The 13,876-nt window shown below is 59.8% G+C and carries 11 protein-coding genes; 6 read left to right on the top strand and 5 right to left on the bottom strand.

Going from position 1 to position 13,876, the window contains the following annotated elements; all coding sequences use genetic code 11:
* Positions 1 to 157 precede the first annotated feature (157 nt).
* On the bottom strand, positions 158 to 808 hold the full coding sequence (locus tag PMI35_RS18270) for a hypothetical protein (protein ID WP_008058855.1): 651 nt from the start codon (positions 806 to 808) through the stop codon (positions 158 to 160).
* Positions 809 to 1,078: 270 nt separating this feature from the next.
* Here PMI35_RS18270 and cobG point away from each other — a divergent pair, with 270 nt between their 5' ends.
* The 6 genes from cobG (at position 1,079) to PMI35_RS18300 (ending at position 7,198) form a co-directional block, all read left to right on the top strand.
* Positions 1,079 to 2,401, top strand: a complete 1,323-nt coding sequence (gene cobG / locus PMI35_RS18275; RefSeq protein ID WP_032831556.1) for a precorrin-3B synthase — start codon at positions 1,079 to 1,081, stop codon at positions 2,399 to 2,401.
* Complete coding sequence (locus PMI35_RS18280; RefSeq protein ID WP_008058850.1) at positions 2,394 to 3,020, top strand: precorrin-8X methylmutase; 627 nt, start codon at positions 2,394 to 2,396, stop codon at positions 3,018 to 3,020. The genes cobG and PMI35_RS18280 overlap by 8 nt, the downstream gene beginning before the upstream one ends.
* Positions 3,020 to 3,751 (top strand): precorrin-2 C(20)-methyltransferase, encoded by a 732-nt coding sequence (locus PMI35_RS18285; protein ID WP_017336332.1) that lies wholly within the window; start codon positions 3,020 to 3,022, stop codon positions 3,749 to 3,751. Before PMI35_RS18280 ends, PMI35_RS18285 begins: the two co-directional genes overlap by 1 nt.
* Entirely contained in the window at positions 3,751 to 5,460 is a 1,710-nt protein-coding gene (gene cobJ / locus PMI35_RS18290) for a precorrin-3B C(17)-methyltransferase (protein WP_008058845.1), read from the top strand. Before PMI35_RS18285 ends, cobJ begins: the two co-directional genes overlap by 1 nt.
* 182 nt (positions 5,461 to 5,642) lie before the next feature.
* Entirely contained in the window at positions 5,643 to 6,461 is an 819-nt protein-coding gene (locus tag PMI35_RS18295; RefSeq protein WP_008058843.1) for a hypothetical protein, read from the top strand.
* A gap of 59 nt (positions 6,462 to 6,520) precedes the next feature.
* On the top strand, positions 6,521 to 7,198 hold the full coding sequence (locus tag PMI35_RS18300; protein ID WP_008058842.1) for a hypothetical protein: 678 nt from the start codon (positions 6,521 to 6,523) through the stop codon (positions 7,196 to 7,198).
* Between the two features lie 26 nt (positions 7,199 to 7,224).
* On the opposite strand, the gene PMI35_RS18305 is transcribed toward PMI35_RS18300, so the two are convergent.
* The 4 genes from PMI35_RS18305 to purH form a co-directional block, all read right to left on the bottom strand.
* Positions 7,225 to 7,821: a MarC family protein gene (locus PMI35_RS18305; protein WP_008058841.1), complete on the bottom strand. Its 597-nt coding sequence runs from the start codon at positions 7,819 to 7,821 to the stop codon at positions 7,225 to 7,227.
* 63 nt (positions 7,822 to 7,884) lie between these two features.
* Entirely contained in the window at positions 7,885 to 10,662 is a 2,778-nt protein-coding gene (locus PMI35_RS18310) for a hybrid sensor histidine kinase/response regulator (RefSeq protein WP_008058840.1), read from the bottom strand.
* Positions 10,663 to 10,760: 98 nt separating this feature from the next.
* Complete coding sequence (gene purD / locus PMI35_RS18315; RefSeq protein ID WP_008058839.1) at positions 10,761 to 12,053, bottom strand: phosphoribosylamine--glycine ligase; 1,293 nt, start codon at positions 12,051 to 12,053, stop codon at positions 10,761 to 10,763.
* Positions 12,054 to 12,206: 153 nt separating this feature from the next.
* The gene (purH, locus tag PMI35_RS18320) at positions 12,207 to 13,814 is read right to left on the bottom strand and encodes a bifunctional phosphoribosylaminoimidazolecarboxamide formyltransferase/IMP cyclohydrolase (RefSeq protein WP_008058838.1); all 1,608 of its coding nucleotides are present in this window, start codon (positions 13,812 to 13,814) and stop codon (positions 12,207 to 12,209) included.
* Between the last annotated feature and the right edge of the window lie 62 nt (positions 13,815 to 13,876).

The following is a 13,876-nucleotide window of genomic DNA, read 5'->3' as shown; positions in this document are numbered from 1 at the left end:
GACAAAAGCCAAATCATCACCGCGCTCAAGTCCTTCTCGGCCGGCGCGGTTGCGCATCATAACGCGGTGTCGATTGCATTCGCCCGTCGTCAGTCGATGAAATCGCGGTCAAGGCCGATGGCTGCCCTGCAAAATGATGGGATTTATCCTGATTATCTTATGGGTTGATTTTCAGAAGGTCGAATCTCTTCATTCTGATCTCGCGGCGCTTTTTATCAATAAGCGTTCTTTTTGTTTCAAGTATTCTTTTATCCAGTTTGAGATAGGCCCGTTGCTGGATGATTGTGGCGGAGCGCTTTTCCGATTCGACGTACAGGAAGTTGCTTTCTTTTGTAGATGCTACCAATTCAAGATTGAATACTGCGATTTCAAGAAAACCCTTGGCGTCATAGCGGGCAGGGATAACCTGGAAATGCTGCCCCAGGAGACTTTCCTGGTCCAGGGAGAGCAGCGCCGGTTTGTCGGGTTTCAGTGCGTCGAGCGTGTCGATCATTGCGTTGCCTTGTCGGCTGTCGGGCATCTTCTCAGCACTCTCGACCAGGAAATCCGCAACGCTCCTCAAGACGTCGTGACGGGTGCGGGTAAAGATTGCATCCTGGAAGACCGACCAGCCGAAGAAATCCAGCGTGTTCACATACTCATTCAGCCACTTTGCCGAATCGACAAAGCGGCTGCAGACCATGTCGGCGGATAGGGTGGCGATCTGTGTGCAGTGGGTCAGGTCGTCATGATCCGCAAGTGACATATCATCAATGCACGAAAGCAGATTGGGGCCGGTCAATACGCCGGAGAAGTTTCTATTATTCATATTCAGTTCCCTTGAATAAAAATTTGATCGGAAGAAGTGGTTTTCCTGCTGATGAAACTACAACAGCCTGTGTGCTGTTGAAATGAAGTTGGCGTGAAGAACTGATACTTGCTGTTAAATGCGCGGGGGAGTTGTGGGCGCTTCAGACTTCAAGCGAAGCGATCGTTGGCCATTGAGCGAGCACGCTTCGTCGTCAATCCACTTGAGCTTTTTCATCCGGCCGGGCAAAGCAGGCATAATGCGCCCTTCGTCCCGTTGCCGGTCATCCCCGTGAATTCACCCCAGACATCCAGTCCCTTGCGCCCATCGGCCTGTCCCGGGTTGTTGCGTGTCGTTCAGGCGCTGGATGGCGGCATTTGTCGGATCAAACTCGCCGGTGGGGCTATTCGCGCAGATCAGGCAATGGCGGTTGCTGATGCCGCCGAACGCTATGCCGGGGGCGTGATAGAGGCGACCAACCGCGCCAATCTGCAAATTCGCGGAATTGGCCAGCAGTCCGCCGCGTTGATCGACAGTCTGCTGGCCGTCGGGCTGGGGCCTGTCAACGTTGCTGGCGATGATGTGCGCAACCTGATGCTCAGCCCCAGCGCCGGCATTGACCGGCACATGCTGATCGACAGCAGACCCTTGGCCCGGGAAATTCTCGACAGCTTGCAAACCCATGCGCGCTTTCATGAGTTGTCGGCCAAGTTCGCCGTGCAGCTGGATGGCGGTGAAGCCTTGGCCATGCTCGAACATCCCCATGACCTCTGGCTGAGTGCGGTTGAGCGAAACGGCGAGCCAGTGCTGGCTTTCGGTCTGGCGGGGTGCCCCACCGAGACGCCGGCGGCTGCGGTACTGCTGCGTGACGGGCATGCCCTGGTGGTGGCGGTGCTGGAGTTGTTTCTCGAACTTGCACGGCCGGATCAGACCCGGATGCGGCATCTGTTGGCCGAGCATTCGCTTGATTCGCTGCTGCAACGCCTGGCCGAGCGAGTGCCCTTGTTTGCCATGGAACCATGGCGGCGCCCGACTGCCCCTGCGCGATTGCACATCGGCAGTTACCCACAGCGTCAGGAAGGCCTGGTCTATGTCGGCGCCGTGCCGCCCTTGGGGCGGCTGGACCCGACGATGCTCAAGGGGGCGGCTCATCTGGCCGAGGCGTTTGGTGATGCCAGCCTGCGCCTGACCCCTTGGCAAAGCCTGTTGCTGCCCAATATTCGCGATGAGGATTCACCCGCCCTGCGCCAACAATTGCAGGCGTTGGGTTATCTGGTCGACGCCGACCAGACCCTGGCCCATCTGGTGGCCTGCACCGGATCGGCCGGTTGCGGCAAAGGCTTGGCGGATACCAAGGGCGACGCGCGGCAACTGGCCGAACGGCTGCATGATCAATCCGCACAGGTGCAGGTTCACTTGTCGGGTTGCCCGCGCTCCTGCGCGTGCGCGCACACGGCGCCCGTCACATTGTTGGCGACGTGCCCTGGTCACTACGACCTCTATTTTCGCGATGCCGCGCAGCCGGGTTTCGGCGCGCTGCACGCACGCAATCTTACTATCGACGCGGTCGCGGCCTTGCTCGACGCCCGCTCACGGAGCCCCCTTGATGCTTGATTACATCCGCGACGGTCAGGAGATCTATCGCAATTCCTTCGCGATCATTCGTGCCGAGGCCAACCTCGAGCGCATTCCGGCCGATCTGGAAAAACTCGCCGTCCGTGTGATCCACGCTTGCGGCATGGTCGATGCGATCGACGGCCTACAGTTTTCCGCAGGCGCGGGCAAGGCCGGGCGCGATGCGCTGGCCGCCGGCGCGCCGATCCTGTGTGATGCGCGGATGGTGTCGGAGGGCATCACCCGCACGCGCTTGCCAGCGAACAATCCGGTCATCTGCACCCTGCGTGATGAAAGCGTTCCCGAGCTTGCCCGTGAATTGGGCAATACCCGTTCCGCCGCTGCGCTGGAGCTTTGGCGTCCGCACCTGGAAGGCAGCGTGGTGGTGATCGGCAACGCGCCGACGGCACTGTTCTACCTGCTCGAAATGCTCGACGCCGGCGCCCCGAAACCGGCGCTGATCCTTGGCTTCCCGGTGGGCTTCGTTGGCGCCGCCGAATCCAAGGCTGCGCTGGCCGCCGACAGTCGCGGCGTGCCGTTCGTTATCATGCAAGGCCGGCTGGGCGGTAGCGCCATGGCCGCCGCCGCCGTCAATGCCCTCGCCACGGAGATCGAATGATGCAGCAACCTGGACGCTTGATCGGCCTTGGCGTGGGACCCGGTGATCCGGAACTGATTACCGTCAAGGCCCTGCGCCTGCTGCGCGAATCGCCGGTGGTGGCTTATTTCGTCGCCAAGGGTAAAAAGGGCAACGCCTTCGGCATCATCGAAGCCCATTTGCAGGACGCCCAAACCTTGCTGCCACTGGTGTATCCGGTGACCACCGAGGCATTGCCGGCACCGCTGTCCTATGAGCAAGTGATCAGCGATTTCTACGATGCGGCGGGTGAAGAGCTGGCAGCGCATCTGGATGCGGGGCGTGACGTGGCAGTGATCTGCGAAGGCGATCCGTTTTTCTACGGCTCCTACATGTACCTGCACGATCGGCTGGCAGAGCGTTATGAAGCCGAAGTGGTGCCGGGTGTCTGCTCGATGCTCGGCGGCGCTTCGGTATTGGGTGCACCGTTGGTGTATCGCAATCAGAGCTTGTCGGTGCTGTCCGGCGTGCTGCCTCACGATGATCTCAAGCGCCGTCTGGCCGACGCCGATGCGGCGGTGATCATGAAGCTGGGGCGCAACTTCCCGAAAGTCCGTCAGGTGCTGGAAGAGCTCGGATTGGCCGAGCGTGCGCTGTATGTCGAACGCGCGACCATGGCCAACCAGAAGATCGTGCCGCTGGATCAGGTCGAGCCGATGTCGTCGCCGTACTTCTCGTTGATCATCGTTCCCGGTGAAAGGTGGCAAGGCTGATGACTCGTCCAGCTCCGGCCATTGTCATTCTCGGCAATGGCAGCCTCGCGACCGCGCGCAGCATTCAACAGCTGTACCCCGGCGCCTTGATCCACGGCCTGGCCGAACGGGTCGTCGGTGCCGATCGCACGTACCACGAGTTCGGTGCGACGTTGCGCGAGCTTTATCAACAAGACACGCCGATCATCGCCCTGTGCGCAGCCGGCATTGTCATTCGCACCCTCGCGCCGTTGCTGCTGGAGAAGGGGGCTGAGCCGCCTGTGCTCGCCGTCGCCGAAGACGGTAGCGCCGTGGTTCCGCTGCTCGGTGGGTTGGCAGGCGTGAACATGTTGGCGCGGGAGATTGCGGCAGCGCTGGACGTGTCCGCGGCGATCACCACCAGTGGCGAATTGCGTTTTGGTACCTGCCTGTTGAACCCGCCCAGCGGTTATGCCTTGGGTGATCTTGAGCTGGGCAAACGCTTCGTTTCCGATTTGCTCGCCGGTGAGTCGGTGCGCATCGAAGGTGCGGCACCCTGGCTGGTGCAGGCGCAGTTACCGGAAAACCCGCAAGCGCGGTTGGCCGTGCACGTCGGGCATGCCGAGCGGACGCCGGCGGCCAATGAACTGCTGATTTATCCACGTAACGTGTTGGTGGCTGTCAGTGCCGGCGTGGCCGATGTGCCAGGTGCGGTTCGCGAAGCTTTGCATCAGGCAAAAATCGCCGTGCAGTCGTTAGCCTGCCTGCTGGCCGCCGATAGTGAAATGTCCAGTGTGACGCTGCGTGAAGCGGCGCATGAGCTGGGTGTGCCCCTGCGTTTTGCCAGTGATGTCGGCGCAGTCAGCCAACTGCTGCGTAACGCCATCGACCAGCCTGTTGCCCTGTTCGGCGATGAGGCCGTTGCCATTGCCGTTGCCGAGCAGCCTCTGGCCCCCTTGTCGATTGGCCGTGCTCGCGGTCGTCTGGCGGTGATCGGTCTTGGCCCTGGCGCTGCTGACCTGATGGTGCCAGCGGTCAAGGCGGAACTGGCCCGTGCCAACGACGTTCTCGGTTACGAAACCTATGTGCGCATGGCGGGACCATTCCGTGCGGATCAGGTCCTGCACTGCACCGACAACCGTGAAGAAATGCAGCGTGCCCGCCACGCCTTTGAGCTCGCGGCGCAGGGCCGTTGCGTAGTGGTCGTCTCTTCCGGGGATCCCGGTGTATTTGCCATGGCTGCGGCGGTGCTTGAAGCACTGCATGAGTCCCGCGATCCAGCGTGGCACAACGTCGACCTGGAAATCCTGCCGGGCGTTTCGGCATCGCTGGCAACGGCTGCACGAGCAGGTGCACCGTTGGGGCATGATTTCTGCGTACTGTCGCTATCGGACAATCTCAAACCGTGGGACATCATCGAGAAGCGTCTGGACCTGACGGCGCAAGCCGACCTGGCGATGGCTTTCTATAACCCGATCTCGCGTTCCCGGCCCTGGCAGTTGGGGCGTGCGCTGGAAATCGTCGCGCTGCATCGTACTGCTGACACTCCCGTTGTATTGGGGCGTGATGTCGGGCGTCCGGGGCAGACGTTGCGGGTCACGACACTTGGCCAATTGACGCCGGATCAGGTCGACATGCGGACCATGGTGTTGATTGGCTCATCCACGACTCGTGTGTTTCCTCGGCCTCAAGGGTCGTCGTGGGTGTACACCCCGCGTAGCTACGGCGACAAGTTGGTCGATATCAACTAAACAAGTCGCATTTGTATAGGGCGGGTTGTTCGGGTTTTTGCTCGAATAATCCGCTCTTTGGTGTGTTTGTTCAGTTTTTACATATGTGGAAATTTAATTGGGTTTGTTGCTCGGTAAGGGGGTGGGTTAAATTCGTTTTTACGCCCAGGAGGGCTATAAACGAATTCAAAGGAATGTTGGATATGCAAAGTTTTGAAGATACAAACGCTCTCAAGGGTTGCACGGATTTGGGCAAGGCGCGTCTTGCCAGGGCCAAGGCACTGTTGGTTAACGTCCCTCGTGCAAGAGGTTTAGTGGATTCGGCTGCTTCGAGCCCTACCAAGGAACTGGATGCTTTGGTTCTGGGTAATTCACTCATCGGTTATGGCGATGGTATTTCGCTTGAGAACATGATGATTATCGAAAACCTCATCAGTTTTTCGAAGCTGGAGGCCGATCACGAAACTAAAAATGATCCGAATCCCGCTGCCTGGCATCGAGCGTTTATCAATTGCATGTTGGATATGGGGTGTGCTGTTCCAGTCCATGCGAGCGTGGAATACAACAAGCAGTCTGGCTCGGGGACGATGAAAAACGTCGTCACGTCTATTGTCCAAGCGGGGATCGCTGCGGCAAAAGCCGCCATTCCCGGTGCAACGGTGCTGAGTGCCGTGGCAGACTCCACCTTGACTGCTTTGGAAAAACAGCCCGATACAGTCCAATTATTCAATTTAGAAGTCGTGACAGCAAAAGGTGTGAAGCTGGCCATATTGCCATGCGAGCAAGCGAAGAATGGCCTCATTATTATTTCCTTTTCGTCTGTGAATCACGAAACTCAAAAGTTCGGTGGCGAGATTATTTTCTTTGATCTCGAAGTCACCAATGTTGATATTTACCAGGGTTCGAATTTTCTCACCTTTAATCCTTTTGCTTATGCTGAAGTAAAAGATGATATTGAGTCTGTCCTTGGGCAGCGGCGCAAAGAAGTGCGGGGTAAACGATTTGCGCGGCATAGGAAGTAAAAAGTAGTCAGTATGGGCCAGAGGTGCTTGCCTCTGGTTTGCACGAAGGATATAGGCTTATGGACTATTCGATTTACATCAATGGAAGTGGCGTGCTGGCTGTATCAAAAGCATTGTCGTCAGCCACGAAACAAGATGTGATTGATGCTTTGCTTTTTACTCAACTTGCTGCCGATGAAGACTTTCCTGAGGATCCGAACGGCCTGGATTGGCTCGAAGCTTATAAGGGTATCTTGTATGAGTGTGGCTGGGTCTACGATCGGCAAAACGTGATAACCGGTACGTTCACATCCATTGCTGAAAAGGCGTTTTCGTTGCGAGAGGTGTTTGCGACGGTCTTTGAAAGCAATCTGGAGGGTGAGCAGGCCACTGTTTTACTGGCAGCGTTGGATAAGGTCGCCGAGCTGCCGGACAAACTGAGCGTGGAGCAGACCTTCCGTCAATATGCTGCGCTGAAGGTGAAGGGGCTGACGCGCATCCGGGCGTGCATTGGTGTGGTAAATGAACGTGGGTCCCTGAGTATCGCTTCGGTTTTTTTTGATACTCGCGGATCAGTCGGCAGGCTTTTCACAGGGCGTGAGTTTGCTTTTAGCGATCTGCATGGCGCGGTAAACGCGTATTTTTACACTGCTCGCTTCAATGCAGGCATCTATGGCGAGTACAGGGAGGATACCGTGCAGTGGCTAGGTGCACGGCGGCAGTCTGAGTGTCTCGAGATCGCCAACCTGACGATCTAGCAGTCCCTGGCAGGTGCCTTGTGCATTCAGGGCACCAGATACCCCTTCACCCCGGTAAAGATAATCTGTGCCGCCAACGCACACACGAACAAGCCCATCAACCGGCTGACGATCTGCAAACCCTGATCGCCGAGAATGCGTTCGATACGGTTGGACAGGTACAGCACCACGCCCACGGTGAAGCTGGCCAGGGCAATACTGACAATGGCCGTGAGTTTGTCGTCCCAATGCGGCTGACTGACGCCCATTACCAGCAGGGCACCGATAGTCCCTGGGCCCACTGTCAGCGGAATGGTCAAGGGGACGATGGTCACGTCCTGCTGCACATTATCGGTCTGCACCGCCGACTTGCCTTGCGCCATGCCCAGCGCCGAGATGAACAGCACGCTGCCGGCGCCGATGCGGAAGGCGTCCACGGTGATGCCGAAGACGCTGAAAATCACCCGCCCGAACAGGTATAGCAAGACGCTGGACACCAGCGTGGCAATGGCCACCTTCCACGCCAGTCGACGTTGTTCCTTGCGCGAATAGCCGCGGGTCAGGCTGATGAAGCAGGACAACACGAAGAACGGGCTATAGAGCACCAACATCTTCAGATAAACGCTGAACAACACGTGGAGCATGGGACAGGCTCACTGGTGGGGAAGTCGAGGGGGAGTCTAACAGGCGCCGTGGGGTCTGTCGGCTCAGGACGTTGGCGTCGTCGCGCGGTTCTGCTGATCGCGCTGGGCAACCCAGTGTTCGATCAATTCGCGCAATTGCGAGAGCTCGACCGGTTTGGCCATGTGCCCATCCATACCGGCCTGGCGTGCACGCTCCTTATGTTCGGCGAGGATGTGCGCGGTCAACGCCACCACCGGGGTGCGAGTGCGTTGATTGCCGACTTCCCAGGCACGCAGCTGTTGGGTTGCCGAAAAACCATCGAGGATTGGCATTTCGCAATCCATCAGTACCAGGTCGTAGCGATACGCCTTCATTGCCACCAAGGCTTCTTCGCCATTGCTGGCAGTGTCCGGTTGCAGATTGAGCTTGCCCAGCATGCCGCGAATGACCTTGGTCGAAATGCTGTTGTCTTCGGCCACCAGAATGCGGAAATCGCTGGGAACCTTGACCGGCAGGGGTGGACCGGGTGGCAGGTGCTGCGGCACCGCCAGCCCTTTGTTGCGCTGGGTCAGTTCGTCGGCCAGGGTGGTCTTGAGAGTATAGCCGGCCACCGGTTTGGCAAGGATGCGTTTGATTCCCGAGTTGCGCGCGATGATCTTGCTCGGCGCATTGCTGATGCCGGTCAGCATGATCAGCAGGATGTCGTGGTTCAGGCTCGGGTCTTCCTTGATCTTGGCGGCCAGTTGCATGCCGGTCATGCCGGGCATGTTCTGGTCCAGCAGGACCACATCGAAGTAGTCACGCAGGTGCGCCTTGGTGCGCAACAGCGCCAAGGCCTCCTTGCCCGAGGGCACCGCGCTCACGTTCAGGCCCCAGGCGCTGCACTGCTGCACAAGCACCTTGCGGCACGTGTCGTTGTCATCCACCACCAACACCCGTGCACCCTGCAGCGGGCCATCGAGGTCGCAGGTTGGATGCTCCAGGCGGTCCGGGTCCAGCGGCAAGGTCAGCCACAAGGTGCTGCCCTGGTTGTTGCCACTCTTGATGCCGAATTCACCTTGCATCAGGCGGATCAGCTGACGGGCGATCACCAGCCCCAGATTACCGCCCAGGTGGTTGGTCGAGAGGAAATGCTTGCTGTGCAGTTCGGCGTGCATCAGCGCGTCGCGCTCTTCGGCATCCATCGGTTCGCCGCTGTCCTGCACGGCGATGCGCAAGCGAGGATGGCTGCTGCGTTCGTCGAGGGCGACGACGATCAGGATCTCGCCTTCGTCGGTTTTCTTCAGAGCGTTTTCCAGCAGGCTCAGCAAGGTCTGGCGCAGGCGCGTCGGGTCACCGCTGATGACGCGCGGAACCTGTGGCTGAATGAAGCTGATCAGTTCGACGTTCTGCTGCTCGGCCTTGGCGCGGAAGATACTCAGGCAGTCTTCGATCAGTGCGTTGAGATCGAACTGCACATCGTCGAGTTCGATCTGTCCGGACTCGAGTTTGGAAATGTCGAGAATCTCGTTGATCAATGTCAGCAGTTCGTTGCCGGCGCTGTGAATGGTCTGCACGTAGTCGCGCTGCTTGACCGACAGCGGCGTGCCCAGCAACAACTCGGTCATGCCCAGCACGCCGTTCATCGGGGTGCGGATCTCATGGCTGATCTTTGCCAGGAACTCGGCCTTGGCATTGATCTCGGCGTTGCTGGCTGCCAGGTCACGACTGATGCTGAAACGCGCTTCGGTGATGCTGCGCTGGCGTTCGCTCAGGGCAATGCTCATCAACAGGCCGCTGATGCAGATGAACGCGAGCAGGGTGGTGATCAGATCGTGGGGTTCGATCAGGGTCAGCCCCAGCAAGGCGGGCAGGATGATCAGGGTGCCAAGGTTGAACACCACCATGGCCGCCACGAAGAACCGCGCCGGGCGATAACCTTTTTGCCAGTGAAAGGTGCTGACGAACAACATGCTCAGGCCTGCCAGGGCGACCAGTGCATAGGTGATGATGTTGAGCGGCAGCGTGTTGACGAACAGCAGGAGCAGGCTGCAGATCATGATGAACAGGATGTCGCCCACGATCAGCTTGTTCAGCGGATGAGGTCCGAGGGGCTTGAAGAAGCGATAGGCAAATATCAGCCCGCTGGGGGCCGTCAGCAGCAATGCGAGGTAGGCGCCGGGCGTCTGCACGGCCTGCCAGTCCGGGATCCAGGGCCCCGCCAGGTTCAACAACAGCACCAGGCTGAGCATCAGCAAGGCTTCGCATACCGCCAGCCAGACACTGCTGGTCGAGCGGGTATAGGCGTAGCGGATGAGATTGTGCAGGATCAGCATGCAAATGCAGCCCAGCAGCAGTCCGTAGATCAGCGTCTGGTTCTGGTTGGCCGCGGTGACGACCGCCGATTGCAAGGTGATGTAGGGTCGCAACTGGTGTTCGGAAACCAGTCGCAGGTAGACGTCCAGGGTCTTGTCGCTTTGCGGCAGCGGCAACATGAAGTCGCTGCTGGGCAGGGGCCGGTCCGCCAGGGGCTGTTCATTGCCTGTCTGAGACTGGTCGATCAGCTTGTCGCCGTCCAGCACATACATGTTGAAGTGCAGCAGGTCGGGTGCGAACACCCGCAGCAATTGTTCATGCTTGCCCGGCGCGAGCCGGAAACGCAGCCATAGCGCACCGTCGGGCTCGGCCGCCGTGAGGTGGTCGAGCTCGATGGGGCTGAATTGATTGGTGTAGCGGGCGGAGCGGATGTCGCTCAGCTGCAGGTCACCCTGTTCGTCGAGCAATACCGCCCAGCCACTGCCTTGCGCGGCCTGGGCCGGGAGCATGCAGAGCAAAGTCAGCAACGTGACGGTTAGACTTATGGCAATCCTGAGCCAGCGCACGGCGAAATCCCTTCGTAGGTTAATGCCAGAATATAACTATGCGCGGCGCCGGAATAGCCAGGCAAGGGTCGCAAGCCCCTGCCTGTCGAATTGTTGCCTTATTCCTGTTCGCCGCGCTCGCGGGCAATGGCGCGGTAGCCAATGTCCTTGCGATAGAAACAGCCTTCCCAATCAATGCTGGCCGCCAGTTTGTAGGCCTGCTGTTGAGCCGCATCGACGCTGACGCCCATGGCCGTAGCGCAAAGCACCCGGCCACCGGCGGTCACGACTTGACCATCCTTGAGCGCGGTGCCGGCGTGAAAGACCTTGCCGTCGAGTGCCGCCGCTGCATCCAGGCCATTGATGGCCACACCCTTGGCGTAGTCACCAGGATAGCCGCCTGCCGCCAGGACGATGCCGACGCTCGGACGTGGATCCCATTGCGCTTCGACCTTGTCCAGCGCCTGCGCCAGGGCAGCTTCGACCAGCAGGACCAGGCTCGACTGCAAACGCAGCATGACCGGTTGGGTTTCCGGGTCACCGAAACGGCAGTTGAATTCGATGACTTTCGGGTTGCCGGCCTTGTCGATCATCAGGCCCGCATACAGGAAGCCCGTGTAGACATTGCCTTCCTCGGCCATGCCGCGCACGGTCGGCCAGATCACCAGGTCCATCACGCGCTGGTGGACTTCGCTGGTCACCACCGGGGCAGGGGAGTAGGCACCCATGCCGCCCGTATTCGGGCCGGTGTCGCCGTCGCCGACGCGCTTATGGTCCTGGCTGGTGGCCATCGGCAGGACGTTCTTGCCGTCGACCATGACGATGAAGCTCGCTTCTTCGCCGTCGAGGAATTCTTCGATCACTACCCGCGAGCCGGCGTCGCCGAAGGCATTGCCTGCCAGCATGTCACGTACGGCGTCTTCGGCTTCGGCCAGGGTCATGGCAACGATCACGCCTTTGCCAGCGGCCAGGCCATCGGCCTTGATCACGATCGGCGCGCCTTTTTCACGCAGGTAAGCCAGGGCTGGCTCGATCTCGGTGAAGTTCTGGTAGTCGGCGGTCGGGATCTTGTGGCGAGCCAGGAAGTCCTTGGTGAACGCTTTCGAACCTTCCAGCTGCGCAGCGCCGGCGGTCGGACCGAAGCAGTCCAGGCCACGGGAGCGGAACAGGTCGACCACACCAGCGACCAGCGGCACTTCCGGGCCGACGATGGTCAGGGAAACGTTTTTCTCGGCGAAGTCCGCGAGTTGCTCAAGGGCAAGTACGTCGATGGCGACGTTCTCGCATTTGGCTTCGATGGCGGTGCCGGCGTTACCGGGTGCCACGAACACTTTCTGCACACGAGGATCCTGGGCCACTTTCCAGGCCAGGGCGTGTTCACGGCCACCGCTGCCAATGATCAAAACATTCATTTCAAAAACCTCGGATGACGCTAATTCTGTTGAGCACCGCAGGGGCGCTTTTCTGTGGGAGCTGGCCTGCCGGCGATGCAGGCAACCCGGTTTATCCGCTAAACCGAGGGGATGCTATCGCTGGCAGGCCAGCTCCCACAGTGGATCGAGTACTTAGTGACGGAAGTGGCGCATGCCGGTGAATACCATGGCGATGCCGGCTTCGTCAGCGGCTGCAATCACTTCGTTGTCACGCATCGAGCCACCTGGTTGGATCACGGCAGTCACGCCCGCCTTGGCCGCATTGTCCAAACCATCGCGGAACGGGAAGAACGCGTCGGAAGCCATGACCGAACCCGCCACCTGCAAGCCGGCATGCTCAGCCTTGATTGCGGCGATGCGCGCGGAGTTCACACGGCTCATCTGGCCCGCGCCGACACCAATGGTCTGACGGTTCTTGGCGTAGACGATGGCGTTGGACTTGACGTACTTGGCGACTTTCCAGGCGAAGATCAGGTCATGGATTTCCTGCTCGGTCGGGGCGCGCTTGGTCACGACCTTCAGGTCATCGGCGCCGATCATGCCGATGTCGCGGCTCTGCACCAGCAGGCCACCGTTGACGCGCTTGTAGTCCCAGGCGGCGGCGCGATCGGCCGACCACTCGCCACAGGCCAGCAGGCGCACGTTGGCCTTGGCGGCGACGATGGCACGGGCTTCTTCGCTGACGCTCGGGGCAATGATCACTTCGACGAACTGACGCTCGACGATGGCCTTGGCGGTCTCGGCGTCCAGTTCGCGGTTGAAGGCGATGATGCCGCCGAATGCCGATTCGGTGTCGGTGGCGTAGGCCAGGTCGTAGGCCTTGCGGATGCCGCCTTCGGCGTCCGGGCTCACGGCCACGCCGCACGGGTTGGCGTGCTTGACGATCACGCAGGCCGGCTTGACGAAGCTCTTCACGCATTCCAGCGCAGCATCGGTGTCGGCCACGTTGTTGTAGGAAAGCTCTTTGCCTTGCAGCTGGGTCGCGGTGGCGATGCCGACTTCGGCAGGCTTGGCTTCAACGTAGAACGCCGCGCTCTGGTGCGGGTTCTCGCCGTAGCGCATTTCCTGGGCCTTGACGAACTGGCTGTTGAAGGTGCGCGGGAATTCGCTGCGACCTTCTGTGCTGAGGGTGTCAGCGGCCTGGTTCACGGTGCCCATGTAGTTGGCGATCATGCCGTCGTAGGCGGCGGTGTGTTCGAAGGCCTTGAGCATCAGGTCGAAACGCTGGGCGTAGGTCAGGCCGCCGGCTTTCAGGCTTTCCAGGACGCTGGCGTAGTCGCTGGCATTCACCACGATGGCCACGTCTTTGTGGTTTTTCGCGGCCGAACGGACCATGGTCGGGCCGCCGATGTCGATGTTCTCGATGGCGGTCGGCAGGTCGCAGCCAGGCTTGTTGATGGTGGCTTCGAACGGGTACAGGTTGACCGCTACCAGGTCGATCGGCTTGATGCCGTGCTCGTTCATGATGGCGTCGTCGATACCGCGACGACCGAGGATCCCGCCGTGGATTTTCGGGTGCAGGGTTTTCACCCGGCCGTCCATCATTTCGGCGAAGCCGGTGTAGTCCGCGACTTCCACTGCGGCAACACCGTTGTCCTGCAGCAGCTTGAACGTCCCGCCGGTGGAGAGGATCTCGACACCCAGGGCTTCAAGCTCCTTGGCGAATTCGAGGATCCCGGTCTTGTCGGAAACGCTGATCAGGGCGCGGCGGATCGGCAGGCGGGTAGTCTGGTCGGTCATCTCAATTTCCATCAAAAGCAAAGGAAGTCAGCAAAAAAGGCGACCGGTCTTACGCGGGCGCC

The sequence above is a fragment of the Pseudomonas sp. GM78 genome, from assembly GCF_000282475.1.
GTDB lineage: Bacteria > Pseudomonadota > Gammaproteobacteria > Pseudomonadales > Pseudomonadaceae > Aquipseudomonas.
This window is presented reverse-complemented; position numbering and strand designations above follow the sequence as displayed.